Annotated in this window: 31 protein-coding genes and 1 riboswitch; of the genes, 13 read left to right on the top strand and 18 right to left on the bottom strand. The window is 65.6% G+C overall.

The genetic code is table 11. The annotated features are described in order from the left end of the window. Positions 1 to 5 precede the first annotated feature (5 nt). The 4 genes from ACP69S_RS02585 (at position 6) to ACP69S_RS02570 (ending at position 2,218) form a co-directional block, all read left to right on the top strand. Positions 6 to 767 (top strand): F0F1 ATP synthase subunit A, encoded by a 762-nt coding sequence (locus tag ACP69S_RS02585; protein WP_425994567.1) that lies wholly within the window; start codon positions 6 to 8, stop codon positions 765 to 767. A gap of 45 nt (positions 768 to 812) precedes the next feature. After that, on the top strand, positions 813 to 1,037 hold the full coding sequence (locus ACP69S_RS02580) for a F0F1 ATP synthase subunit C (protein WP_108505567.1): 225 nt from the start codon (positions 813 to 815) through the stop codon (positions 1,035 to 1,037). A gap of 122 nt (positions 1,038 to 1,159) precedes the next feature. Then, a complete protein-coding gene (locus ACP69S_RS02575; protein WP_425994564.1) occupies positions 1,160 to 1,696 on the top strand; it encodes a hypothetical protein in 537 nt (178 codons plus the stop codon). A 12-nt stretch (positions 1,697 to 1,708) separates the two neighbouring features. Then, positions 1,709 to 2,218 carry a F0F1 ATP synthase subunit B gene (locus ACP69S_RS02570; RefSeq protein ID WP_425994563.1) on the top strand — a complete coding sequence of 170 codons (510 nt, stop codon included), beginning with the start codon at positions 1,709 to 1,711 and terminating at the stop codon, positions 2,216 to 2,218. A 37-nt stretch (positions 2,219 to 2,255) separates the two neighbouring features. On the opposite strand, the gene ACP69S_RS02565 is transcribed toward ACP69S_RS02570, so the two are convergent. From ACP69S_RS02565 to ACP69S_RS02520, 10 genes are all read right to left on the bottom strand, one after another. Continuing rightward, positions 2,256 to 2,702, bottom strand: coding sequence for a hypothetical protein (locus ACP69S_RS02565; protein ID WP_425994561.1), 447 nt, complete (start codon positions 2,700 to 2,702; stop codon positions 2,256 to 2,258). Next, positions 2,699 to 3,109, bottom strand: a complete 411-nt coding sequence (locus ACP69S_RS02560; protein ID WP_425994559.1) for a hypothetical protein — start codon at positions 3,107 to 3,109, stop codon at positions 2,699 to 2,701. The genes ACP69S_RS02565 and ACP69S_RS02560 overlap by 4 nt, the downstream gene beginning before the upstream one ends. 132 nt (positions 3,110 to 3,241) lie before the next feature. Continuing rightward, a complete protein-coding gene (gcvPB, locus tag ACP69S_RS02555) occupies positions 3,242 to 4,819 on the bottom strand; it encodes an aminomethyl-transferring glycine dehydrogenase subunit GcvPB (RefSeq protein ID WP_425994557.1) in 1,578 nt (525 codons plus the stop codon). Further along, positions 4,816 to 6,162 carry an aminomethyl-transferring glycine dehydrogenase subunit GcvPA gene (gene gcvPA / locus ACP69S_RS02550; RefSeq protein WP_425994555.1) on the bottom strand — a complete coding sequence of 449 codons (1,347 nt, stop codon included), beginning with the start codon at positions 6,160 to 6,162 and terminating at the stop codon, positions 4,816 to 4,818. The genes gcvPB and gcvPA overlap by 4 nt, the downstream gene beginning before the upstream one ends. 66 nt (positions 6,163 to 6,228) lie before the next feature. Beyond that, positions 6,229 to 6,594, bottom strand: a complete 366-nt coding sequence (gene gcvH / locus ACP69S_RS02545) for a glycine cleavage system protein GcvH (RefSeq protein ID WP_425994553.1) — start codon at positions 6,592 to 6,594, stop codon at positions 6,229 to 6,231. 15 nt (positions 6,595 to 6,609) lie between these two features. Next, entirely contained in the window at positions 6,610 to 7,722 is a 1,113-nt protein-coding gene (gcvT, locus tag ACP69S_RS02540; protein WP_425994551.1) for a glycine cleavage system aminomethyltransferase GcvT, read from the bottom strand. A gap of 170 nt (positions 7,723 to 7,892) precedes the next feature. Then, positions 7,893 to 7,984: riboswitch (glycine riboswitch) on the bottom strand. Between the two features lie 63 nt (positions 7,985 to 8,047). Beyond that, positions 8,048 to 8,275 carry a type II toxin-antitoxin system HicA family toxin gene (locus tag ACP69S_RS02535; protein ID WP_425994549.1) on the bottom strand — a complete coding sequence of 76 codons (228 nt, stop codon included), beginning with the start codon at positions 8,273 to 8,275 and terminating at the stop codon, positions 8,048 to 8,050. A gap of 68 nt (positions 8,276 to 8,343) precedes the next feature. Then, entirely contained in the window at positions 8,344 to 8,613 is a 270-nt protein-coding gene (locus ACP69S_RS02530) for a DUF1902 domain-containing protein (RefSeq protein WP_425994547.1), read from the bottom strand. Beyond that, complete coding sequence (gene argS, locus ACP69S_RS02525) at positions 8,614 to 10,416, bottom strand: arginine--tRNA ligase (protein WP_425994545.1); 1,803 nt, start codon at positions 10,414 to 10,416, stop codon at positions 8,614 to 8,616. Further along, positions 10,413 to 11,111: a Tat pathway signal sequence domain protein gene (locus ACP69S_RS02520; protein WP_425994544.1), complete on the bottom strand. Its 699-nt coding sequence runs from the start codon at positions 11,109 to 11,111 to the stop codon at positions 10,413 to 10,415. Before ACP69S_RS02520 ends, argS begins: the two co-directional genes overlap by 4 nt. A 164-nt stretch (positions 11,112 to 11,275) precedes the next feature. Here ACP69S_RS02520 and ispH point away from each other — a divergent pair, with 164 nt between their 5' ends. Beyond that, complete coding sequence (gene ispH / locus ACP69S_RS02515; protein WP_425994542.1) at positions 11,276 to 12,235, top strand: 4-hydroxy-3-methylbut-2-enyl diphosphate reductase; 960 nt, start codon at positions 11,276 to 11,278, stop codon at positions 12,233 to 12,235. Positions 12,236 to 12,311: 76 nt separating this feature from the next. Continuing rightward, complete coding sequence (locus ACP69S_RS02510) at positions 12,312 to 12,599, top strand: DUF7660 family protein (protein ID WP_425994540.1); 288 nt, start codon at positions 12,312 to 12,314, stop codon at positions 12,597 to 12,599. Between the two features lie 64 nt (positions 12,600 to 12,663). Here the strand turns inward: ACP69S_RS02510 and ACP69S_RS02505 are convergent, their stop codons facing one another. Further along, positions 12,664 to 12,819 (bottom strand): hypothetical protein, encoded by a 156-nt coding sequence (locus ACP69S_RS02505; RefSeq protein ID WP_425994538.1) that lies wholly within the window; start codon positions 12,817 to 12,819, stop codon positions 12,664 to 12,666. An 85-nt stretch (positions 12,820 to 12,904) separates the two neighbouring features. Between ACP69S_RS02505 and thrB the strand changes: the two genes are divergently transcribed. The 5 genes from thrB to ACP69S_RS02480 all read left to right on the top strand — a co-directional run bounded on the left by thrB (position 12,905) and on the right by ACP69S_RS02480 (position 15,408). After that, the gene (gene thrB / locus ACP69S_RS02500; protein WP_425994536.1) at positions 12,905 to 13,867 is read left to right on the top strand and encodes a homoserine kinase; all 963 of its coding nucleotides are present in this window, start codon (positions 12,905 to 12,907) and stop codon (positions 13,865 to 13,867) included. Next, a complete protein-coding gene (gene rnhA / locus ACP69S_RS02495; protein ID WP_425994534.1) occupies positions 13,864 to 14,304 on the top strand; it encodes a ribonuclease HI in 441 nt (146 codons plus the stop codon). Before thrB ends, rnhA begins: the two co-directional genes overlap by 4 nt. A gap of 40 nt (positions 14,305 to 14,344) precedes the next feature. Next, on the top strand, positions 14,345 to 14,500 hold the full coding sequence (locus ACP69S_RS02490; RefSeq protein ID WP_425994532.1) for a hypothetical protein: 156 nt from the start codon (positions 14,345 to 14,347) through the stop codon (positions 14,498 to 14,500). 4 nt (positions 14,501 to 14,504) lie between these two features. Beyond that, on the top strand, positions 14,505 to 14,840 hold the full coding sequence (locus ACP69S_RS02485) for a nuclear transport factor 2 family protein (RefSeq protein WP_425994530.1): 336 nt from the start codon (positions 14,505 to 14,507) through the stop codon (positions 14,838 to 14,840). Between the two features lie 79 nt (positions 14,841 to 14,919). Further along, the gene (locus ACP69S_RS02480; RefSeq protein WP_425994528.1) at positions 14,920 to 15,408 is read left to right on the top strand and encodes a recombinase family protein; all 489 of its coding nucleotides are present in this window, start codon (positions 14,920 to 14,922) and stop codon (positions 15,406 to 15,408) included. Here the strand turns inward: ACP69S_RS02480 and ACP69S_RS02475 are convergent. The 5 genes from ACP69S_RS02475 to ACP69S_RS02455 all read right to left on the bottom strand — a co-directional run bounded on the left by ACP69S_RS02475 (position 15,380) and on the right by ACP69S_RS02455 (position 19,066). Beyond that, positions 15,380 to 16,141 carry an ABC transporter permease gene (locus ACP69S_RS02475; RefSeq protein WP_425994526.1) on the bottom strand — a complete coding sequence of 254 codons (762 nt, stop codon included), beginning with the start codon at positions 16,139 to 16,141 and terminating at the stop codon, positions 15,380 to 15,382. The two genes, ACP69S_RS02480 and ACP69S_RS02475, sit on opposite strands and share 29 nt — an antisense overlap. Then, on the bottom strand, positions 16,138 to 17,094 hold the full coding sequence (locus ACP69S_RS02470) for an ABC transporter ATP-binding protein (protein WP_425994524.1): 957 nt from the start codon (positions 17,092 to 17,094) through the stop codon (positions 16,138 to 16,140). Before ACP69S_RS02470 ends, ACP69S_RS02475 begins: the two co-directional genes overlap by 4 nt. A 70-nt stretch (positions 17,095 to 17,164) precedes the next feature. Further along, positions 17,165 to 17,620: an NfeD family protein gene (locus ACP69S_RS02465; protein ID WP_425994522.1), complete on the bottom strand. Its 456-nt coding sequence runs from the start codon at positions 17,618 to 17,620 to the stop codon at positions 17,165 to 17,167. Positions 17,621 to 17,623: 3 nt separating this feature from the next. Further along, positions 17,624 to 18,559 (bottom strand): SPFH domain-containing protein, encoded by a 936-nt coding sequence (locus ACP69S_RS02460; RefSeq protein WP_425994993.1) that lies wholly within the window; start codon positions 18,557 to 18,559, stop codon positions 17,624 to 17,626. 81 nt (positions 18,560 to 18,640) lie between these two features. Continuing rightward, positions 18,641 to 19,066 carry a TIGR02301 family protein gene (locus ACP69S_RS02455; RefSeq protein WP_425994520.1) on the bottom strand — a complete coding sequence of 142 codons (426 nt, stop codon included), beginning with the start codon at positions 19,064 to 19,066 and terminating at the stop codon, positions 18,641 to 18,643. A gap of 139 nt (positions 19,067 to 19,205) precedes the next feature. Here ACP69S_RS02455 and ACP69S_RS02450 point away from each other — a divergent pair, with 139 nt between their 5' ends. Beyond that, complete coding sequence (locus ACP69S_RS02450; RefSeq protein ID WP_425994518.1) at positions 19,206 to 19,415, top strand: hypothetical protein; 210 nt, start codon at positions 19,206 to 19,208, stop codon at positions 19,413 to 19,415. 3 nt (positions 19,416 to 19,418) lie between these two features. Here ACP69S_RS02450 and ACP69S_RS02445 read toward each other — a convergent pair whose 3' ends face one another. Continuing rightward, positions 19,419 to 19,952, bottom strand: coding sequence for a hypothetical protein (locus ACP69S_RS02445; protein ID WP_425994516.1), 534 nt, complete (start codon positions 19,950 to 19,952; stop codon positions 19,419 to 19,421). Between the two features lie 119 nt (positions 19,953 to 20,071). Here ACP69S_RS02445 and ACP69S_RS02440 point away from each other — a divergent pair, with 119 nt between their 5' ends. Continuing rightward, positions 20,072 to 20,836: a Crp/Fnr family transcriptional regulator gene (locus ACP69S_RS02440; protein ID WP_425994515.1), complete on the top strand. Its 765-nt coding sequence runs from the start codon at positions 20,072 to 20,074 to the stop codon at positions 20,834 to 20,836. On the opposite strand, the gene ACP69S_RS02435 is transcribed toward ACP69S_RS02440, so the two are convergent. Then, positions 20,826 to 21,791 (bottom strand): NAD(P)H-dependent flavin oxidoreductase, encoded by a 966-nt coding sequence (locus ACP69S_RS02435; protein WP_425994513.1) that lies wholly within the window; start codon positions 21,789 to 21,791, stop codon positions 20,826 to 20,828. The genes ACP69S_RS02440 and ACP69S_RS02435 overlap by 11 nt on opposite strands. Positions 21,792 to 21,794: the final 3 nt, after the last annotated feature.

Here is a 21,794-nt window from a genome sequence, read left to right as displayed (position 1 = left end):
GGCCAATGGCCGATCCGATGCACCAGTTCCAGATCGCAAAGATCGTGGAACTGCCTACCGTGACCGTGTTCGGCCAAGCGATCGACCTGTCGATCACCAATTCCGTGGCCGCCATGCTGCTGGCCGCGACCTTGGTCATCGTGTTCTACGCTGTGGCCTCGGCCAAGCAGGCCGTGGTGCCGGGCCGGCTGCAAACCGTAGGCGAACTGCTCTACGGACTGGTCAACGGCTTGACCGAGTCGATCATCGGCCACGACGGCAAGAAGTACCTGCCGTTCGTCTTCACCCTGTTCATCTTCGTGCTGTTCGCCAACATCCAGGGGATGTTCCTGGTGTTCACCGCGACCTCGCAGATCGCTGTGACCCTGACGCTGGGCCTGCTGGTCATCCTGACCGTGGTCGTCGTCGGCTTCGCCAAGAACGGCCTGAAGTTCTTCAAGCTGTTCGCGCCGTCGGGCGTGCCGTGGCCGCTGTACTTCCTGCTGGTGCCGATCGAGATCCTGTCGTTCCTGATCCGTCCCGTCACCCTGGCGCTTCGTCTGTTCGGCAACATGCTGGGCGGCCACGTGGTGCTGAAGATCTTCGCCGGCTTCGTCGTCGCCCTGGGCGGCATGGGCGTGCTTGGCTGGGCCGGCGCCGTGCTGGCCCTCTCCTCCGTCGTCGCCCTGACGGCTCTAGAGTTCATGGTGGCCTTCCTTCAGGCCTTCGTGTTCGCGGTGCTCACCTGCGTCTATCTGAACGACGTCGTGCACCTCGACAGCCACTGATCACCCTTTTTCTTTTCCAACCTTTCGATCTTTAGGAGTCTCACAATGGAAGCTGAAGCCGCGAAGTACATCGGCGCTGGTCTGGCGATGCTGGGCATGATCGGCGCAGGCATCGGCCTGGGCGTGATGTTCGGTAACTATTTCCAAGGCGCTCTGCGCAACCCGACCGCCGCCGCTCAAGAACGTCCCATGCTGTTCCTGGGCATGGCGCTGACGGAAGCCCTGGGCATCTTCGCCCTGGTCATAGCCTTCCTGATCCTGTTCTCCTAAACCCCGGCGCGAGCCGCTTCCCCCGGAAGCAGCTCGCTCCGAGTCTTTGTTCTTACGCATTTTCCTGACGCGAACCGGCGTCACTTCGCTTGAAAATGCTTATCCAAGAGGCGTCTTCGCCCATGGCGACGGAAACCCACGGCACGGTCGAAACGACTGGTGCGCCCGAGGCTCACGGCGGCGGCGGACTTCCGCAACTGCAGTTCGAGCACTGGGGCGGCCAGATCGTCTGGCTGTTGCTCATCTTCGCCGTTCTCTACGTGGTGCTGTCCAAGGGCCTGCTGCCCCGGGTCAGCGGCGCGATCGAGACTCGCGGCGCCAAGATCGCCGGCGACATCGCCGACGCCCGTCGTCTGAAGGACGAAGCCGAGGTCCAGGCCCGCGCGGCCGCGACCGAGGTCACCGAGGCTCGCGCCTCGGCTCAACGGACTGCGGCGGACGCCAAGGCCAAGGCTTCGGCCTCGGCCGCCGAGCGTCAGGCTAAGGAAGAAGCGGTGCTGGCTGAAAAGCTGGCCGCCGCCGAGGCCGACATCCAGGCTGCGCGCGACCGGGCCATGAGCCATGTCGCCGGCGTGGCCTCGGATACGGCCAGCGCCATCGTCGAGAAGCTGACGGGCAAGGCGGCCACGGCCGCTGAGCTCCAGGCCGCCACGGCGTAAGGAGAGACGACTATGGAACATCAGTCCCTGTTCAGCTTCTCCAACCCCGAGTTCTGGGTTCTGGTCGCTCTGGTCCTGTTCTTCGGCCTTCTGGTCGTATTCAAGGTCCTGCCCGGCGCCCTTTTCGGGGCCCTCGACGCCCATGCCGCCAAGATCAAGGCCGAGCTCGACGAAGCCCAGCAACTGCGGGAAGAGGCCCAGGCCCTGCTCGCGGACGTGAAGGCCCAGCGCGACGAAGCCGAACGTCAGGCCGCCGGCATGCTTGACGCCGCCAAGGCCGACGCCAAGCGTCTGGCCGAGGAAGCCCAGGAAAAGCTCGAGGAGCAGATCAAGCGCCGCGCCGAAATGGCCGAACGCAAGATCGCCCAGGCCGAGGCCCAGGCCGCCGCAGACGTCAAGGCCGCTGCTGTCGACCTCGCCGCCCAGACCGCCGAAGCCGTGCTCACCGCGCGTCTGGTCGGCCTGAAGAGCGATCCGCTGGTCGATGCGGCCATCGGTCAAATGGCTTCCAAGCTGCAATAGCTTTCGAGCTTTGGGCTAAACGATCAGGGGCGCGGCCTTACGGCTGCGCCCTTTTTCTTTGGCTCCAGACCTTGCGAGCGTGCTTGCGTCCCCTCTTAAGCACTCGCCACCGCGCCTTGCGCAGGATCATCTTCTCGGTGCGCAGCAGTTGCTGCCAGAAGACCAACAGCACTTCGGGCTCGCGCCTCATCAAACGTCGGATCGGGAAGACCAGCTTGGGATGGCGGCGCTGCCAGCGGATGAACGTCTTGCGGGCCTGGAACGAGTAGCGCAGCACGATCATCAGGCCGATGACCAGCATCGGCAGGCCGACATGGCCGGGCAGAGGCGTCAGGATTGCGCCCGCCAGGATCACCAGGCCGCCAAAGGTGAGAGCCGCGATGCGGTAGACCCGCGCCGCCGCCTCACGCAGCAGCAAGGCCAACCGGACTCGCCGGCGGACCTTGTGCTTGACTTCGAGGGCAACGGTGGAAGCGGCCGTCAACGCCGACGGCGCTTGAGCGACTTGCGCCAGCGCACGGCCATCTGCCAGCGACGGGGCATGATCAGACGTTCGATCCGCAGGACCTGCTGCCAGGCCACCAGGACCACCTCGGGCTCGCGACGCAGCAGTCGGCGGATCGGGAAGACCAGCTTGGGATGGGCATGCTGGAAGCGCACGAACTGCTTGCGGGCCTTGAACGAGTTGCGCAGCACCAGCATCAGACCCACCACCGTCAGCGGCAGACCAAGCGGCCCCGGCAGTGGCGCGATCAACGCGCCGCCCGCGATCAACACAAGGCCAATCACCACCAGGATGACGCGCAGGAAACGCGCCACGATCTCGCGGGCGAGATCATCGGCTGGGGAGAGGCGGGCGCGCGGCATGGCGAGGGCGACTGAAACATTCATGAGGGAGCTAACGGGGTTCGCGCCTCGTTTGCTCCCTGGAAAATCCAGTCAACCTCGACGCACGAGGCTGATATGTGGACCCATAAGGGCGCCGTAAAGGCGCCCTATCGCCGCGCCTGAAATAGTGACCTGCTATTCCGCAGCCAGTGGCGCTTCAGCCACAGGTTTCCACCTCAACCGGGGCTTGCGGGCCGCCAGGGTCTCATCGAGGCGGCGCAACGGGGCCTGGAACGGGGCGCCCTTGAACCGATCGACCTCGCCGGCCTTGGCCGCAGCAGCCAGAGCGCGGAGCGCGACCACGAAGCGATCCAGCTCCTGCTTGCTCTCCGTCTCGGTCGGCTCGATCAGCATCGCGCCATGGACGACCAGCGGGAAATACATGGTCATCGGGTGGAAGCCTTCGTCGATCATCGCCTTGGCGAAGTCGAGCGTGGTTACGCCCGTGCCTTCCAGCCAGCTGTCGTCGAACAGTGCCTCGTGCATGCACGGACCGTCCGGGAAGGCCGGGCTCATTACGTCCGAAAGCCGAGCCTTCAGATAGTTGGCGTTGAGAACGGCGTCTTCCGCCACCTGACGCAGGCCGTCGGCCCCGTGGCTGAGCATGTAGGCATAGGCGCGGACATACATGCCCATCTGGCCATGGAAGGCGCTCATGCGGCCAAAGGCGGTTTCCGCGCCCTCTTCGCCGGCATGTTCGATCAGGGCGAAGCCATCGTCGCCATGGACCAGCCAGGGGGTGGGCGCGAAGGGCGCAAGCGCCTCGCTGAGCACCACCGGACCCGCGCCCGGCCCGCCGCCACCGTGGGGCGTCGAAAAGGTCTTGTGCAGATTGATGTGCATGGCGTCGACGCCCAGATCGCCCGGGCGCACCCGGCCGACGATGGCGTTGAAGTTGGCCCCGTCGCAGTAGAAATAGGCTCCGACCGCATGGGTCAGGCGGGCGATCTCGACGACGTCGCGCTCGAACAGGCCGCAGGTGTTGGGGTTAGTGACCATGATGGCGGCCACGTGGTCGCCGAGCTTGGATTCGAGGTCTGCCATGTCGACCCGGCCGTCGGCGGTTTGGGCGATCTCGACCACGGTATAGCCGACGAAGGCCGCCGTGGCCGGGTTGGTGCCGTGGGCGCTGGTCGGGGCCAGGACGGTTTTGCGGTGACCCTGGCCTTTGGCCTCATGGGCCGCGCGGATGGCCAGCATGCCGCACATCTCGCCGTGAGCGCCGGCCTTGGGCGTCAGGGCCACAGCGGGCATGCCGGTGAGGGTCTTCAGCCAGTGGGCCAGGCGGTCCATCAACTGCAGGGCGCCTTGCACCGTCGACTGCGGCTGCAGCGGGTGGATGTCGGAAAAGCCCGGCAGGCGCGCCATCTTCTCGTTCAGGCGCGGGTTGTGCTTCATCGTGCACGAGCCCAGCGGATACAGCGCCAGATCGATGGCGTGGTTCTTCTGCGATAGCCGCACATAGTGACGTACGGTTTCCGGCTCGGAGAGACCCGGCAGACCGATCGGCGCGGTGCGCAGCAGGCCGCCGAGGTCGTCTGCGGGAGCCGAGGCTTGTGGCAGGTCGACGCCGGTCTTGTGCCAACCATCCAGCTCGAAGATCAGGGCTTCGTCCTGCAGCAGGCCGCGCGCGCCGGTCAGGGTCTGGTGGCCGTTGGACGCATCATTGACGGCTTCGGGACGGGTCGGCCGTCCAACGGTGTTCATGCTCATTGGGCGATGACCTTGGCCAGGAACTTGGCGAAGAAAGTGATGTCGATATCAAGCGTGGTCTCGGTGGCCGCGACCAGCAGCACGTCGCCGAGACCGGCGTTGGCGTCGAGGCGCGAGAACGGCACACCGGCGATGATCCCATGACCAGCCAGGGTCTCGACGATCTCGGCGGCATCGCCCGGCACGCGGATCGCGAACTCGTTGAAGAAGCGCGAGGTCAGGATCTCGACCCCCGGCACGGCGGCCAGGGCGTCGCGCAGGGCGCGGGCCTTGTCGTGGTTGATCGCTGCCAGCTGACGCAGGCCAACCTCGCCCAGCAGGCTCATGTGGATGCTGAACGCCAAGGCGCACAGGCCACTGTTGGTGCAGATGTTGCTGGTCGCCTTGTCGCGGCGGATGTGCTGCTCGCGGGTCGAAAGCGTCAGGACGAAACCGCGACGGCCGTCGGCGTCGACGGTTTCACCGCAGAGCCGGCCGGGGGCCTGGCGGATATATTTTTCCTTGCAGGCGAACAGACCGACATAGGGACCGCCGAAGTTCAGGCCGTTGCCGATCGACTGGCCCTCGGCCACGACGATGTCGGCGCCCATCTCGCCGGGCGACTTCAGCAGGCCCAGAGACACCACCTCGGTGGTCACTACGATCAGCAGCGCGCCTGCGGCTTGGGCGGCGGCGGCGATCTTGCTGACGTCGGTGGCTGTGCCGAACACGTTGGGGGTCTGGACGACGACGCAGGCGGTGTCGGCGTCGATGGCGGCGATCACCGCGTCCTCGGCGTCTATAGCGACGGCCAGACGCTCGGTGCTGACACCGGCTGCGTGGGCCAAGGTCTCGACCGTCTCGACATAGTGCGGATGGACGCCGCCCGACATCACCGCCTTGTTCCGGCGCGTGACCCGGGTAGCCATCATCACCGCCTCGGCGGCGGCGGTGGAGCCGTCATAGAGCGAGGCGTTGGCCACTTCCATACCGGTCAGGGCCGCGACCTGGGTCTGGAATTCGAACAGCACCTGCAGGGTGCCCTGGGCGATTTCCGGCTGGTAGGGCGTGTAGCTGGTTAGGAATTCAGACCGCTGGATGATGTGATCGACCGTGGCCGGCACATGGTGGCGATAGGCGCCAGCGCCGCAGAAGAACGGCCCCTCCCCCGCCGCGCGGTTGCGCTTGGCCAGAGCCGCCATCTCGCGCTCGACTTCCAGTTCGCCGGCGTGGAGCGGCAGGTCGACGACGCCGGAGCGCTGGGCGGAGGCGGGCACGTCGACAAAAAGGGCGTCGATGGAGTCCACCCCGATAACGCCGAGCATCTCGGCGCGATCTTCGGGGGTGAGGGGCAGGTAACGCATGGGGGAGGAGCGCCTATTGAGTTGTCATCTCGAACCGACCCTTTGGGCGTCCGGGATGACAGGAAATCAGAGGGTCGAGAGGAAGGCTTCGTAGGCGTCGCGGTCCATCAGGGCCTCGACTTCCGACGGGTTCGACAGCTTCAGCTTGGCGAACCAGCCGCCGGCTTCCGGCACCGAATTGACCGTCTCCGGCGCATCGCCCAGGGCGGTGTTGGCTTCCACGACTTCGCCGGACACCGGAGCGTAGACGTCGGACGCCGCCTTGACGCTCTCGACCACGGCCAGGCCATCGCCCTGCTTCACGGTCTTGCCGACTTCGGGAACCTCGACGAACACCACGTCGCCCAGCTGTTCGGCGGCGTAGGCGGTGATGCCGACGGTGGCGACGTCGCCTTCAACGGCGACCCATTCATGGTCTTTGGTAAAGCGCATTGGTCTGGGCCCTTTTCAGATCTTGCGGACGTAACGATTGGGAACGAACGGCGATGTTACGACCTCGGCGGCCTGCGGCTTGCCGCGAACGATGACTTTCAGCTTCGCGCCGATCACCACCAGAGCGGGCGGGACAAAGCCGATGGCGATGGCGCCGCCGACGCTGGGACCAAAGCCGCCGCTGGTGACCACGCCGACCACGGCCCCGGTCTCGTCGGCGATCTCGGCGCCTTCGCGGGCCGGAGCGCCTTCCAGGACGCGAAGGTTGACCCGCACGCGCTTGAGGTCGCCTGCCAGCTCTTTGGAAATCCGATCGACACCCAGATAGTCGCCAGCCTCGCGGCGGCTTTTGCCGATGGCGAAGTTCATGCCGGCTTCGATCGGCGAGACGGTCTCGTCCATGTCGTGGCCGTAGAGCGGCAGGCCGGCCTCAAGGCGCAGGCTGTCGCGCGCGCCCAGACCGATGGCTTTTACGCGCTCGTCTTCCAACAGGGTGTTCCAGATGCGGGTCGCGTCGGCAGCGGGGACCGAGATCTCGTAGCCGTCCTCGCCGGTATAGCCCGAGCGCGAGATGATCGCACCGACGCCGAAGGCGGTCATCGCGGCGGTGTCCATGAACACCATGGTCGCGACTTCCGGCACATGGGCGGCCAGCACGGCGGCGGCCTCGGGGCCCTGCAGCGCCAGCAGCGCGCGGTCCTCCAGGCGCTCGACGGTCGCTTCACCTTTTAAGGCTTCAGCGATGATGGCGTAGTCGTTTTCCTTGCAGGCGCCGTTGACCACCACGAACAAGCCGTCGTCGTCGGGGCGAGCGGTCATCAGGTCGTCGATGACCCCGCCTTGCTCATTCAGCAGCACCGCGTAGCGCTGCTTGCCGGGCTTGAGGCCTTGATAGTCAGCCGAGACCAGCTTTTCGAAACTCTTGGCGGGATTGGCGCCGCGCAGCCGAGCCTGACCCATGTGCGAGACGTCGAACAGGCCGGCGTGCTCGCGGGTCCAGAGATGCTCCTTCAGCACGCCGTCCTTGTACTGCACCGGCATCGAATAGCCCGCAAACGGGACCATGCGCGCGCCGGCGGCGACATGCGCGTCGTACAGGGGCGTCTTCTTGAGATCTGGGTCGGACACGCGGGGGCTCCAAAACGGGGACAGCGCTGCAAGCCCGGCTTTCACCAGACGATAGCGCCCCCGCTGTCCCTTTGACCTGAGAGATTCCGGCCCAGCTCCTCAAGCTTGAAGAGAGATGACCTTGCTCCTTCGGCGGGCGCCCCTTTCGAGGCGCCTCTTTCCAGCGTTCCTAAACCCGCGCGGTCCGTTTGCCTGAGCGTTTCCGGGGCGGTTGCGCCTTCGGCCTCGGGACGCGAATCCCGATGTCTCCCGCGTGAGTCGCTGGCTCAATGCGGGAGGGCTCGCGGGGAGTCAAGCGATGCCAACGTCCCGGAGGGTCACTCCCTCAAAACGCCTTCGGCAGACCCGCTTGCTTAAGCACTTCGTTAGCGGTGTTTCGGCTTTTGGATCGAGGAACGATAACTACTTGTCCGGAAGTGCCGTTGCGCCATTTTTCATGGCTGCCCTTTCCGCCCGGCACACGTTCCAATCCTGCAGCGCGCAGGTGTCGGGAAAGGTCGGGATAGAAATCCTTGGGCATGCGACTCACGATCAAATGAACGAGCGCCAGCATAATACCGTCTTTTCAAACGGATGCGATTTTGTACCGCATACGTTCTTGTGGACAGCCGAAGAGCGTCGTTAGGCGACCGCGAGTTCGATCAACCCATGAGCACGCAATTCCAACGGCACTTTCCCACGGACACCTAGGTTCTCAGCTAGAAGCTCCGGAGCTAAGGCGTGCACAAGCTCTAAGAACTCAGGAAGAGTTGCTGCCTCGACGACGAGACCGGGGATGTTGCTGGATGACGTCCAAACGCCAGCCTCGGCATCCCACTCAGCCTCAACATGATAGGCGTTGTCGCTCATACCAGTACATTGCGCTGCCTTAGCCGCATCACCAAGACCCATCTACATCCGCTCCGGCGTTTCGATGCCCAGCAGCTCCAGGGCCTGCTCCAGCTGACGCAGGGTCGTCTGCGCCAGGTTGAGGCGGGAAGCGCGGGTGGCTTCGTCGTCGGCGCTCATGATCGGACAGGCCGCGTAGAACTTCGAGAAGGTCTGGGCCAACTTGTAGGCGTGCTCGGCCACGAAGTTGGGGGCCTTCTTGTCATAGGCCTCCGACAGCGCGCCCTCGAAGGCGTCCAACAGCATGGCAAGGTCCCGCTCGGCCGGCTCGCCGATGACGATCCGCCCGGCTTGCGCCCCGGCCTCGGCCGCCTTGCGCAGCACGCTCTTGATCCGCACTGACTGGTACAGCAGGTAGGGGCCGGTCTTGCCCTCGAAGCTGGTGAAGCGGTCGAGGTCGAAGACGTAGGACGTGCCGCGGAAGTTCTGCAGGTCGGCGAACTTCAGGGCCGCGATCCCTACCTTGTGGGCGGTGTCCTCGAAGGCCTCTTCCGGCAGTTCCGCGCCGAGGCCGGCTTCACGCAGGCGTTCGCGGGCCTTTTCGCGAGCCATCTCGATCAGATCGTGCAGCTTCAGAACGCCGCCAGCGCGGGTCTTGAACGGCTTGCCGTCGCTGCCGTTCATTGTCCCAAAGCCGATATGCTCCAGCGTGCCTGGCTCGGCATAGCCAGCCAGATAGGCGGCGCGGAACACCGTCTCGAAGTGGTCCGCTTGACGCTGATCGACGCAATAGAGGATCAGGTGCGGGTCGAACGAGCTGCGACGATCCAGGATCGTGGCCAGGTCGGTCGTGCCGTACATGGCCGAGCCTTCCGACGACACGACCAACAGCGGAAGCACGTCGCGCTTGTCGCCTTCCTGGGAAACGCGAACGATCCGGGCGCCCTGGTCCTCGACCAGCAGGCCCTTGACCTCCAGCTGCCGCACCATCGGCGCGATCAGTTCCTGGACGTCGCTCTCGCCCTTCCACAGGTCGAAATCGACGCCGAGGGCGTGGAACTCGCGCTCCAGGGCCACGCGGCTGACATTGACGAAGTGGCGCCACAGCAGGCGGTAGCCGAAGCGGCCGTTCTGCAGCTCGGCAGTCGCGCGGCGCGCCCGCTCTTTGTACTCAAGGTCTTCCTTCTGGCGGGTCGAAGCCAGCGGGTAGAGACGGTCCAGATCGGCCAGGCTGATCAGCGACACGAACTCCGCCAGCACCTTGTCCTCGTCGGCCTTGGTGAAGCCGCGCGGCGCTTCCGGCAGCTTTTCCATCAGCGCCTGGATGAAGGGATGCTCGTCCATCACCGCGACGATCAGCAAGCCCATCTGGAAGCCCCAGTCGCCGAAGTGGGCGTCGCCCACCACGTCGTCGCCGCGGAAGCGATACAGGCGCTTGACCGACTCGCCAATAATCGAGGCTCGCAGATGGCCCACGTGCATCGGCTTGGCGACATTGGGGCCGGCATAGTCGATCAGCACGCGGCGCGGCTCTTCGACCAGGGCGGCGCCGACGCGGAGATCGGCGGCGATCTCCTTGGCGCGGGCCGACAGGGCCTCGGCGCTGACCCGCATATTGATGAAGCCGACGCCAGCGATCTCGACCGAGGCCAAGCGCGGGTCGCCTTTCAGGTGATCGGCGACCTGCACCGCGATTTCGCGCGGATTGCGCTTGGCGCTCTTGGCGGCAGCGAGGGCGCCATTGCACTGGAAGTCGGCAAGGTCGGGTCGGTCGGACGCCGTGACACGCCCGAACTCGGGAGATAGTCCGGCGGCCTCGAAGGCGGCCGCGGCCGCCTCGCTCAAGGACCGCTTCAAATCGCTCATTGCTTGGTGGGAGTCCCTGCTTGCGCCGTCGTCTGGCCGGCATTGACCCGGAAGCGTTTGCCCTCGCGGTTGAAGGCGGCCATTTCCGGGGTCACGTCGAAGCCGATCAGGACTTCGAAATTGCCGCCGCTGACCTTGGCGTCAGCACGCGGGATGGTGATGGTCTGCAGTTGCTCGGTGGCGAACACGCGGTCCTGGCCAGCCGGAAAGGTGATCGGAAGGTCGAAATATTCCTTGGCGATCACGGCCTGGTTTCGTTCCGTGACGGCGACCCAGTAGCGATAGGTGCGCTGCGCGTCGGCGGCCTGCGGACCGCGCCCCAGCTGGAACAACACCTCGACGCGGATGGTGATCGGGTCGTCGCTCTTGTAGGCGCAGCCCGAAGAAATCCCCTGGATTTCGCCCGTATAGGCCACGGCGGCGGGGTTCTCGCGACCGTCCTTGAACTCGACGAAGCGGCTGGCGTCGTACAGCACCTTCACATAGGGGCACGGGCCGGCGTTGCGCAGCTGGGCCAGCGGCGCCTTGGACTGGTTCCACTCCTCGTCGCGCTTCTTCTTCTTGCCGGCCTGCTCTTCGTCCTGACCGCCTTGGTCCTGGCCGCGACCGCGCGCCTGGGCGTGAACGCTCGTCGCCGTCGCGGCGATCGAAACAGCCATCAGGGCGCTGAGGGCGGCGGTGAAATGGGCGCGCATGAAACGTCCGGTCAGAAAAATGAGGAGCCTGAAGGGGCGCATGCCCCAGACGGCGTCATGGAGCCTGATAAAGGCATATGCGTGACGTCGCAATGTACTGCTTTGCAGCGCGGACTCGCCTGCCGGCGCTGGCGCGGGGGCCGCCGAACGCTTAGGTTCCGCTCATGAACGCCCTCATGCCGATCCGTCCGCCGCTCACCGTCGTGCTCGCCAGCCCTCGCGGCTTCTGCGCGGGGGTCGATCGCGCCATTCAGATCGTCGAGCGCGCCATCGAGAAATTCGGCGCGCCGGTCTATGTGCGCCATGAGATCGTCCACAACCGCCACGTTGTCGATCGCCTGAAGGCCCTGGGCGCGGTGTTCATCGAGGAGCTGTCCGAGGCCCCCGACGACCGCCCGATCGTGTTCTCGGCCCACGGCGTGCCCAAGTCGGTGCCGGCCGAGGCCAAGGCTCGCGAGATGATCTATCTGGACGCCACCTGCCCGCTGGTCTCCAAGGTCCATGTCGAGGCCCAGAAGCACTTCAATTCCGGTCGCGAGATCGTGCTGATCGGCCATGCCGGCCACCCGGAGGTGGTCGGCACCATGGGCCAGCTTCCGGAAGGCACCGTCACGTTGATCGAGAACATCGACGACGCCCGCGCCTGGATCCCCAAGGACGCCTCGAACGTGGCCTTCCTGACTCAGACGACCCTGTCGGTCGACGACACCGCCGAGATGGTCGATCTGCTGAAGGTCCGCTTCCCCGGCATCGCCGCGCCGCACAAGGAAGACATCTGCTACGCGACCACCAACCGTCAGGACGCGGTCAAGCATCTGGCCGGCTCGACGGAGCTGATCCTGGTGGTCGGCTCGCGCAACTCGTCCAATTCGGTGCGCCTGGCCGAGGTCGGCCTGAAGGCCGGCGCGCAGGACGCCCGGCTGATCGACGACGCCGCCGGCCTGGACTGGTCGTGGTTCGAGGGCGTCTCCCGCGTGGGCCTGACAGCCGGCGCCTCGGCGCCCGAGGATTTGGTGCAGGGCGTCATCGACGCCATCTCGGCCCGCTTCGACGTCACCATCGAGGACCTGATCGAGGCCCGCGAGACCGTGACCTTCAAGCTGCCTAGACTGTTGACGGCCTAAGTTGGGGAGCGGACATTGCTCAGAGCTTGGGATCTGCGTTAGCTGCGCCAAAGCTTAGCAGGGGCACTGAGACAAGATGTTTGGTGGCAAGTCGAAGGCAAATTTTGATGGAGAGGCCCTCGCTGAACGGGCGAGCACTATCGAAACTAGGGAAGATTTCAGCCAATTCGCTAAACTGCTTTCGCAGAATTATAAGAAGCGCAAACGTGAATGGGAAAACGACAAGCTCGAGAGCTACCTTGAAGGCGTTGCGGCATTTTCCTCTGACTTCGATGGGTACGTGTTGAATATGGGCAACGACGCTGCTGCCAATCCCTGGCGTCTCCTCGCCACTGTCCTACTCGCGGCTAAGGTTTACGAATAGCGGTCACGTCCGTCGCAAGCGGACCTTTAAGGTTGGCGCGATAGAGGCAGCGCGCTTCTGCCGCTCACTTCGCCAGCGCCTCGAATGTCTTTCGATAGCGATCAAGAATTTCGAGGCCGAGCTTATACCGTCGCTCAAGCTCGGCGTCCGACCGACGAACGTCGGCGCTTACTTCCGGACGCGGGGGCGGGCACGTCGGGTCATCTGTCGCGTCGTCCATGCCGGGCCTCCTTAGGCGCATCATAACATGGCCGACGCACCCTCGCCCCCTTGACCACCAGCGCCCGGTCCCGCATCCCCCGAGCATGGCCGTCTATACCGACATCACCGACGAAGAACTCGCCGCCTTCCTGGCCGACTTCGACCTGGGGCAAGCCCTGGCGTTCAAGGGCATCGCCGAGGGCGTGGAGAACTCTAACTTCCTGCTGGAGACGGAAGCCGGACGGTTCATCCTGACGGTCTACGAGAAGCGCGCCGCGCCCGAGGACCTGCCCTATTTCCTGAACCTGATGCGCTGGCTGGCTGACAAGGGCTTCCCCAGCGCCACGCCGATCGCCGATCGCGCGGGACGCACGCTGAAGACCATTCGTGGCAAGCCCGCCGCCTTGGTCGAGTTCCTGTCCGGCCTGTCGGTGCGCAGGCCCACGGCGGCCCACTGTCGCGAGGCCGGCGAAGGCCTGGCCCATCTGCACCTGGCCGGCGAAGGCTATGCCGGCCGCCGCGCCAATGACCTGGGCCAGCCGCACTGGGCGCCGCTGTTTTCCAAGCACCGCGCCGCCGCCGAGGGCCTGAAACCGGGTCTGGCCGCGACGATCGACAAGGATTTGGCGCAGCTGGCGCTGGCCTGGCCGCGCGACCTGCCGTCGGGCGTGATCCACGCCGACTATTTTCCCGACAACGTCTTCTTCAACCCCGACGGCAAGTTCGCCGCGGCGATCGACTTCTATTTCGCCTGCGACGACAGCTACGCCTACGACATCGCCGCGACCCTGAACGCTTGGTGCTTCGAGGCCGACGGCAGTTTCAACATCACCGCCGCCCACGCCTTGCTGACGGGCTATCAGCGCCGCCGTCCGCTGAGCCCCACGGAGAAACAGGCCCTGCCGATCCTGGCGCGCGGCGCGGCGATGCGCTTCTTCCTGACCCGTCTGGCTGACTGGGGCGCGACGCCCGAGGGCGCTCTGGTCAAGCCGAAGGATCCGCTGGAATACGAGCGCAAGCTGGCCGTCCACCGTGAAGGCCTGACCCTGTTCGGAGCCGGCGCATGACGCCTAAGGTCATCGTCTACACGGACGGCGCCTGCAAGGGGAACCCGGGTCCCGGCGGCTGGGGCGCGTTGCTGATGTACGGGGACAAGAAGAAAGAAATCTGCGGCGGCGAGACACCAACCACCAACAACCGCATGGAGTTGATGGGCGCGATCATGGCGCTCGAGACCCTGACCAAGCCGTGCAAAGTCGAGCTGCACACCGACAGCCAGTACGTCATGAAGGGCGTGACCCAGTGGATCCACGGCTGGAAGGCCCGAGGCTGGCGCACGGCTGACAAGAGCCCGGTCAAGAACGACGACTTGTGGAAGCGTCTCGACACTGCCCGCAATCGGCACGAGGTCGATTGGCGTTGGGTCAAGGGCCACTCAGGCCACCCGCTAAACGAACGGGCCGACGAACTGGCAAACCAAGGCCTGCGCGAAACCCGCACCTGATGTAAGCCTCGGCGCGTGAGCAACGATATCGGAGATTTCCATGATCCTCGCCCTGTTCGCAGCCTTCGCCCTCAACGGTTCAGTCCTGCCGCCCGCCGCCGCCACATCACCCACGATCGCCGCAACGGCTACGAGGACCGCGCCGCAAGCGCTCGATCCAGCGATCGATCAGGGCCATCGAGGCGACTGTCTATGACTATGTGGACGGCCAACTGGAGGGTGATCCCGCGCGGGTTCGCCGCTCTCTGCACCCGGACCTTGCCAAACGCGCCGTGCGCTCCAAGCCTGATCCGGACGAAGCCCTGGGCCTGCGGCGCATGAGCCGCGACGAATTGGTGGAGCTGACCCGGCAAGGGGCCCTGAGGACGCCTCGCGAAAAATGGGACCGCAGTGTGAGGGTCCTCGACATCACCGAAAATGTGGCGTCGGCGCGCGTGGAGACGCCCTGGTTTGTCGACTACTTCCATCTCGGTCGGTTTGGGGAACGCTGGGTGATCGTCAACGCACCGTGGTTCGCAAACCCCCGCAGCCCGTGAAGTGACGGAAATTGTGGGCGGCCTGCCGCCCGCGCCGAAAACCCCTCGCCAACGGCCGGCCGGTTTGCAAAATGCCCGGATGAATCTCGTCGGCTACTACCGCCTGCCGCCCGTTCGGGGCGTCTTCTTCAGCCCCGCCCAGGAAGAGCGGCTGCTGTTTCTGGGTTGCCAGGAAGTGTTCAGCGACCGGTGCCTGGCCGGCGGTGTTGTGCGCCCGGGGCTGGAGCGAGCGCTGGCGGCCTTGGAGCCCGGCGGAACCCTGGCCGTGCCCAGCTTTCACGCCCTGGCTGGGGCCATGGTCGATCTGCTGGACATCGTGCTGCGGTTAAAAGCCAGAGACCTGCACCTTATCGTCCTGCAGCCGGCGATCGACACGCGGACCGCTCCCGGCTTCTTTGGCGCTTGGCAGACCTTGGCGACGTTCAACGGCGAGCGCGGCATGGTCCGCACGGCGGAGGCCTCAATGGTCGCCAAGCGCTTTCAGCGTCCGAGAGCCCAAGTCGAGGCGCCGGCAGACGCCGGCGCCTCTTCGGAAGACTTTACGTCTTCAGGCGATAGCCCGTCTTGAAGATCCACCACACCGCCGTCAGGCAGATGGCGAGGAACACCACGGTCATGCCCAGGCTGACGCCGACCCCGACGTCCGAGACGCCGTAGAAGCTCCAGCGGAAACCGCTGATCAGATAGACGACCGGATTGAACAGGGTGATCTTCTGCCAGATCGGCGGCAGCATGCTGATTGAATAGAAGCTGCCACCCAGGAAGGTCAGGGGCGTGACCACCAGCAGCGGCACGATCTGCAGCTTCTGGAAGTCGTCGGCCCAGACCCCGATCACGAAGCCGAACAGGCTGAAGGTAATGGCCGTCAGCACCAAAAAGAGCAGCATCACGAACGGGTGGGCGATCTCGAACGGCACAAAGATCCGGGCCGTGGCCAGGATCAGCAGGCCCAGCAGCACCGACTTGGTCGCCGCGGCGCCGACATAGCCGATCACCGTCTCGACCCACGAGATCGGGGCCGACAGCAGCTCATAGATCGTTCCCGCCCATTTGGGCATGTAGATGCCGAACGAGGCGTTGGAGATGCTCTCGCCCAGCAGCGACAGCATGATCAGGCCGGGCACGATGAAGGCGCCGTAGCTGACGCCGTCGATGGCCTGCATGCGCGATCCGATGGCCGAGCCGAACACCACGAAATAGAGCGAGGTCGACAGCACCGGCGAGACGATGCTCTGGGCCAAGGTGCGGAACCACCGCGCCATCTCGAAGCGATAGATGGACTTGATCGCGTAGAGGTTCATGCCGCGTCCCTCACCAGGCTGACAAAGATGTCTTCCAGCGAGCTCTGGCTGGTGTGCAGGTCCTTGAAGTCGACGCCCTGTTCGCCGAGGCGGCGCAAGAGCTCGGCGATACCGGTCTCCTCGGCCTGGGCGTCGAAGGTGTAGATCAGCTCGTGGCCGTCGGCGGCCAGTTCCAGCGCGTAGTCCGACAGGGCGGCGGGTACGGCGGTCAGCGGGCTCTGAAGCTGCAGGGTCAGCTGCTTCTTGCCCAGCTTGCGCATCAGAACCTCCTTGTCCTCGACGAGGATCAGTTCGCCCTTGCTGATCACCCCGATCCGGTCGGCCATCTCCTCGGCCTCCTCGATATAGTGGGTGGTCAGGATGATGGTGACGCCGCTGGCCCGCAGGGCGCGGACCATTTCCCACATGTCGCGGCGCAGCTCGACATCGACGCCGGCGGTGGGCTCGTCGAGGAACAGGATGGTCGGCTCGTGGCTGAGCGCCTTGGCGATCATCACCCGCCGCTTCATGCCGCCCGACAGCGTCATGATCTTGGCGTCCTTCTTGTCCCAGAGGGACAGGTCGCGAAGCACCTTCTCGATATGGGCGTCGTTGCGCGGCTTGCCAAACAGGCCGCGCGAGAAGCGCACCGTGGCCCGGACCGTCTCGAAGGCGTCGGTGTTCAGCTCCTGCGGAACCAGGCCGATCTTGGAACGGGCGGCGCGATAGTCGCGGACCACGTCGTGGCCGTCGGCCAGGATCGTTCCCGTGCTGGGATTGACAATGCCGCAGATGATGCTGATCAGCGTGGTCTTGCCGGCCCCGTTGGGACCCAGCAAGGCGAAGATCTCGCCCTGGCGGATGTCGAGATCCACCGACTTCAGGGCCTGATGGCCCGAAGCATAGGTCTTGGTCAGACCCGATACCGATATGATGCCCGTCACGGGTCCCCCTGAAGATCCCGCGCGATGCAAGCGACGGTGTGACGGCCAGATGGGGACGCCGTTAGCCCGGCGCCAGCCGTCGCCCCGTCACACTGCCAAGTTAATAGGCGCGCACCGTCAGGGTGGCGCCGTCAACACCCACCACCTGAATGCGCTGGCCCGGAAGCGGCGGTCCGCCGTCGAGACGGGCCTGCCATTCCTTGCCGTCGACGAACACCCTGCCCATGCCGGCCTCGAAGGTGGAGAGCACCTCGCCGTCCCGGCCGATCAGGCGCAGCAGCGGGTCGTTGAGGTCAGGGGCGTCACCTTCCAGGGCCGGGCGCAGGAAGCGGCGCGCCAGATAGGTGGTGGCGATGGTCAGAACGGCGAACAGGGCGATCTCGACCGGCAGGTTCATCGGCACGGCCAGGGCCAGCACACCGACCACGGCGGCCGAGGCCGCCGGCCACAGCAGCCAGCCGCTGCCAGTTCCGACCTCGATCGCCAGAAAGATCGCGGCGATGGCAAGCCAGACCCAGAAGGGGTGCATCGCATAGAAGCTCGTCAGGGCGTCCATCGATCAGACCCGCTTGGCGCCGCCGGTCGGCGTGTTGGTGGTGCGTGGGAGGGGCGCTGTCGGCGCGACGGTGTTTCCACCACCGCCCAGCGTCTTGACCAGTTCGGCGACGCCCGCGACCGTTCCGGTCAGGCCGGCGAAATCGGCGGGCACGATCACGGTCTTGGCATTGGGTGATCGCGCCAGTTCGCCGAAGGCTTCGACATACTTCTGGGCGATGAAGTAGTTGATGGCGTTGACGTCGCCCTTGGAGATGGCTTCAGACACGAAGGCGGTGGCCTTGGCCTCGGCCTCGGCTTCCCGTTCGCGGGCCTCGGAGTCGCGGAAGGCGGCTTCCTTGCGGCCTTCGGCCTGAAGGATGGCCGACTGCTTCTGGCCCTCGGCGCGGGCGATGGCGGCCTGCTTTTCGCCCTCGGCCTCGGTGATCACGGCGCGGCGCTCGCGCTCGGCCTTCATCTGGCGGGCCATGGCGTTGGTGATGTCGGCCGGCGGCGTCAGGTCCTTGATCTCGATGCGGGCGATCTTAACGCCCCACGGCCCGGTGGCGTGATCAATGGTCGACAGCAGGCGGGTGTTGATCTGGTCGCGTTGGCTGAGCACCTCGTCCAGCTCCATCGAACCGACGACGGTGCGCAGGTTGGTCTGGGCCAGCTGGGTGATGGCGTACATCAGGTTGTCGACCTTGTAGGCCGCCTGGGCGGCGTCCATCACCTGGATGAAGACGATGGCGTCGACCTTCACCGAGACGTTGTCCTTGGTGATGACCTCCTGCTGGGGCACGTCGAGGACCTGCTCCATCATGTTCACCTTTCGCCCGATCGTCTCGATGAAGGGGGTCAGGATGCTGATGCCGGGCTTTAGGGTGCGAGTGTAGCGGCCGAACCGCTCGACCGTGAATTCGCGCCCTTGAGGCACGATCTTGATGACGCTGATCACCATGAATAGCGCCAGGACCAGAAGGACAAGCGGAACCAGATATGAGGCCAAGACGACGCTCCCAACACAACCGACAGGCGTAGGTTAGCGCGGCGCGGCGACCTCCGCTACGGAATCCGGCGCGGTCTCGCCACGCCGGACCGTTCGTATCGACTGCGAGAGCTTCAGGGCCAGGGCCTGGCCCTTGCGCGCTGTTTGCTGCTCGGCTTTACGGCTTGCCTCGTCGCACAGCGGGAACTCACCCTGACGAGCGGCGAAACCAGTGTTGAAGCGTTCGCGCATCTGGGCGTCGAAACCCTGATCAGCCTGCTCCACCTCGGTCATGCGGACCATCCTTGAGCGCCAGAACTGGTCGTTAAGGCCCTCGCAGGTCTGGCGCAGGACATGGCTCTCGCCCAGCGTATAGGCCAGGTCCAGCAGGCGCTGGCGCTCATCCGGCTCCCGCTCCTGGGCGAGGGCCGAGGTGGCGATGCAAGCGATGATCAGGGCGGCGACAGGCAACCGAAGCATGCGTGCAGTATTCCCGGCTCGCGTTGCAATGTCACGACCACGCGCCCCTCGCGCGAATCCGTGGCGATCTGATGGCGTCTTTGGCCTTGCGATGGCCTCGGATCGGCGCGACGGTGTTTTCACTGCAAGGAGGTCGATCATGGCTGAAGTGCATTATGGCGTCGTACGCGTCGGAAACTACTGGTCCATCGTCGGCGAGCACCTGCGGTTCGGGCACTACGCGACCCAGCATCAGGCCACCGAGGCGGTGTCTCGCCTGGCCGAGCAATCCACCGGGGTCGGCATGCCGGTTCTGCTGGCGGTGCAGGAAGAAGACTTCACCCTGCCGCCTCCCACCCTGCTGAGCTGATCGTCACGCCTCGGCGGCGGATCGCGCCAGCCACGGCTTGACCACGCGCCACACCTGCAGGGCCGAGGCCACGAAGCCGACGATCGACGCGACGATCTGGAAAGCGCTCCAGACGGCGGCGACCAGCGGCCCTTCCACCAGCATCGCCACCACTGGATAGATCATCTGGCTGACCACGATCCGGAACTGGGCGTAGGCCTCTGAATATTCGATCGCGACCTGACCGATCGCCGCGATGATCAGCACGGCCAGAACCGGCGACCACAGCAAGGGCAGGATGAGCAGCAGGGCCAGCAGCGTGACCAGGCATTTGGCGATCAGGCTGGTCCGCGAGGCCACGGTGACTCCAACGCCGACCACCATCGCCAGACCGAGAATGGCAAAGCTGATCGGCAAAACCATGTCGGCGACATCGATCAGGTCGCGCCCGAGAGCGAAGGCGACAAACCCCACCCCGGCCAGCACCGTCACGAACGACGCCAGCCACAGGGCTCCATACTCGCTGAGCCGCGTTTTCAGGACATAGCCGGTGCGCATGCCGCTCTCTCCATCGATGCTGGCGAGCCTGCCTTGGAAGCTTTGCCGCGTCGATGGGAAACTAAAGCGCCGCTTCGCGCGCTATGGCCACGCAAGCTTGCGATCGCGGAGGATCGATGATGGCCGATACAGGTGAACCTCAGGTGCTGCGCGAGCCCCATGCGCCGCGCGGCGAACTTATCGCCAACCGCCTGCTGGCCGCCTTGCGCCCACGCGAGCTCGAGCGGGTGGCGCCCTATCTGCGCAAGGTTGATCTGGCGCGCGACACCCTGCTGTTCGACTGCGGCGAAGACGTCACCATGACGCACCTGCCCTGCCACACCACCATGATCTCGCTGCTGGTCGTTTCCAAAGAGGGCCAGGAGGTCGAGGTGGCCAATGTCGGCCGCGAAGGCGCCATTGGCGGCATCGTTAGCGCGGGCTTCAAGCCGGCCTATGGCCGCGCCGTGGTCCGCGTGCCGGGCTTCGCCTTCTGCATTCCCACCGCTCGGCTGGAAGACGCCAAGGGCCAGTCGCCGGCCCTGGCGGACCTGTTTTCCCGCTATGCCGACGTGCTACTGGCCCAGATGATGCAATCGACGGCCTGCAACGCCCTGCACGGCGTCGAACAGCGCTACTGCCGCTGGCTGCTGTCGACCCATGACCGAGCCAGCGACGAGCCGATTCGCCTGACACAGGAAACCTTGGCCCAGATGATGGGCGTCCAGCGCACCACGGTGACGGCGGTGGCCCGGGCCTTGCAGGACGACGGCGTGATCGCGACCGGCCGCGGCCGGATCGAGATCCTCGACCGCCCAGGCCTCGAAAAGCGGGCCTGCGAATGCCATGACGCGGTAGAACGCCACTTTCAGCGACTGCTGCCCGAGGTCGATATCAACGATTGAGCGCGGCGATCCGGCTGATCGAGGCGCGGGCCTCGGCGACCAGCTGGTCTACGATCACGCCGGCTGGCAGCACCTCGCGGATGCCGCCAGCGCTCTGGCCCATGGCGAAGCAGGACCTATCGGCGTCCAGCCCTTCGATCTGACCGCCGATGCCGCCCATGGCGCCGGCCTGGATCGAGACCATGGCCTGTTGCGGGAAGCCCTGGATGTCGGCCGGCCGGGCTTCCCAGTCGTCGACATAGGGGTTCTTGCGCACCCGCATCGGCTTGCCCGAATAGCAGCGGGTGCGGACGGTGTCCTCGTCGGCGGCTTCGACCACGGCTTGGCGGTAAAGGTCGCCGGCATGGGCTTCGGTCGAGGCGATGAACCGCGTGCCCATCCAGACGCCTTGAGCGCCCAGGGCGAGAGCCGCCGCCAGACCTCGGCCGTCATGCAGACCGCCGGCCGCGACCACGGGGATTTTCACGGCGTCCACGGCCTGGGCGACCAGCGGCAGGGTGCCGACCAAACCGGTATGGCCGCCACCTTCGCCGCCCTGACAGATCACCGCGTCGCAGCCGGCCTGCTCGGCCTTGACCGCGTGCTTCACAGCCCCGCAGACGACCATGACCTTCAGGCCCGCCGCTTTTAGCCGCGCGATGATCGGCATCGGCACGCCAAGCCCGGCTATGAAGGCGCTAGCGCCCTCCTCGATGATCACTTCGACACTGGCGGTCAGGGCGTCGGGCGTGGCGGCCAGCAGGTCGACGCCGAACGGCTTGTCGGTGAGGGCGCGGACCTGACGCATCTGCTCTCGGATGAAGTCGGGGGAGGTTCCGGCCATGCCCAGCACGCCATAGCCGCCGGCGTTCGACACGGCGGCGGCGAGCGGCGCGTAGGAGACTCCGCCCATGCCGGCCAGCAGGATCGGGTGCTCGATGTGCAGAAGATCGCAAAGGGGTGTGTGCAGCGCCATGGA

It is taken from the genome of Caulobacter sp. DWR1-3-2b1 (assembly GCF_049895765.1).
Lineage (GTDB): Bacteria > Pseudomonadota > Alphaproteobacteria > Caulobacterales > Caulobacteraceae > Caulobacter.
The sequence above is the reverse complement of the archived record's forward strand: the minus strand, read 5'-3'. Positions and strand labels throughout refer to the sequence as shown.

Bases quoted from the DNA above. Each gene is read 5' to 3' on its own strand.
- ACP69S_RS02475 (WP_425994526.1), bottom strand. From the start codon at position 16,141: ATGAACCTCTACGCGATCAAGTCCATCTATCGCTTCGAGATGGCGCGG.
- gcvPA (WP_425994555.1), bottom strand. From the start codon at position 6,162: ATGCGTTACCTGCCCCTCACCCCCGAAGATCGCGCCGAGATGCTCGGC.
- ACP69S_RS02520 (WP_425994544.1), bottom strand. From the start codon at position 11,111: ATGCGCGCCCATTTCACCGCCGCCCTCAGCGCCCTGATGGCTGTTTCG.
- ACP69S_RS02455 (WP_425994520.1), bottom strand. From the start codon at position 19,066: ATGCTTCGGTTGCCTGTCGCCGCCCTGATCATCGCTTGCATCGCCACC.
- ACP69S_RS02505 (WP_425994538.1), bottom strand. From the start codon at position 12,819: ATGGACGACGCGACAGATGACCCGACGTGCCCGCCCCCGCGTCCGGAA.
- ACP69S_RS02510 (WP_425994540.1), top strand. From the start codon at position 12,312: ATGTTTGGTGGCAAGTCGAAGGCAAATTTTGATGGAGAGGCCCTCGCT.
- ACP69S_RS02570 (WP_425994563.1), top strand. From the start codon at position 1,709: ATGGAACATCAGTCCCTGTTCAGCTTCTCCAACCCCGAGTTCTGGGTT.
- ACP69S_RS02560 (WP_425994559.1), bottom strand. From the start codon at position 3,109: ATGAATGTTTCAGTCGCCCTCGCCATGCCGCGCGCCCGCCTCTCCCCA.
- ispH (WP_425994542.1), top strand. From the start codon at position 11,276: ATGAACGCCCTCATGCCGATCCGTCCGCCGCTCACCGTCGTGCTCGCC.
- ACP69S_RS02460 (WP_425994993.1), bottom strand. From the start codon at position 18,559: ATGGTGATCAGCGTCATCAAGATCGTGCCTCAAGGGCGCGAATTCACG.
- rnhA (WP_425994534.1), top strand. From the start codon at position 13,864: ATGACGCCTAAGGTCATCGTCTACACGGACGGCGCCTGCAAGGGGAAC.
- ACP69S_RS02575 (WP_425994564.1), top strand. From the start codon at position 1,160: ATGGCGACGGAAACCCACGGCACGGTCGAAACGACTGGTGCGCCCGAG.
- ACP69S_RS02450 (WP_425994518.1), top strand. From the start codon at position 19,206: ATGGCTGAAGTGCATTATGGCGTCGTACGCGTCGGAAACTACTGGTCC.
- ACP69S_RS02585 (WP_425994567.1), top strand. From the start codon at position 6: ATGGCCGATCCGATGCACCAGTTCCAGATCGCAAAGATCGTGGAACTG.
- ACP69S_RS02580 (WP_108505567.1), top strand. From the start codon at position 813: ATGGAAGCTGAAGCCGCGAAGTACATCGGCGCTGGTCTGGCGATGCTG.
- ACP69S_RS02480 (WP_425994528.1), top strand. From the start codon at position 14,920: ATGAATCTCGTCGGCTACTACCGCCTGCCGCCCGTTCGGGGCGTCTTC.
- argS (WP_425994545.1), bottom strand. From the start codon at position 10,416: ATGAGCGATTTGAAGCGGTCCTTGAGCGAGGCGGCCGCGGCCGCCTTC.
- ACP69S_RS02490 (WP_425994532.1), top strand. From the start codon at position 14,345: ATGATCCTCGCCCTGTTCGCAGCCTTCGCCCTCAACGGTTCAGTCCTG.
- ACP69S_RS02465 (WP_425994522.1), bottom strand. From the start codon at position 17,620: ATGGACGCCCTGACGAGCTTCTATGCGATGCACCCCTTCTGGGTCTGG.
- ACP69S_RS02535 (WP_425994549.1), bottom strand. From the start codon at position 8,275: ATGCTGGCGCTCGTTCATTTGATCGTGAGTCGCATGCCCAAGGATTTC.
- ACP69S_RS02440 (WP_425994515.1), top strand. From the start codon at position 20,072: ATGGCCGATACAGGTGAACCTCAGGTGCTGCGCGAGCCCCATGCGCCG.
- ACP69S_RS02435 (WP_425994513.1), bottom strand. From the start codon at position 21,791: ATGGCGCTGCACACACCCCTTTGCGATCTTCTGCACATCGAGCACCCG.
- ACP69S_RS02530 (WP_425994547.1), bottom strand. From the start codon at position 8,613: ATGGGTCTTGGTGATGCGGCTAAGGCAGCGCAATGTACTGGTATGAGC.
- ACP69S_RS02445 (WP_425994516.1), bottom strand. From the start codon at position 19,952: ATGCGCACCGGCTATGTCCTGAAAACGCGGCTCAGCGAGTATGGAGCC.
- gcvH (WP_425994553.1), bottom strand. From the start codon at position 6,594: ATGCGCTTTACCAAAGACCATGAATGGGTCGCCGTTGAAGGCGACGTC.
- gcvPB (WP_425994557.1), bottom strand. From the start codon at position 4,819: ATGAGCATGAACACCGTTGGACGGCCGACCCGTCCCGAAGCCGTCAAT.
- thrB (WP_425994536.1), top strand. From the start codon at position 12,905: ATGGCCGTCTATACCGACATCACCGACGAAGAACTCGCCGCCTTCCTG.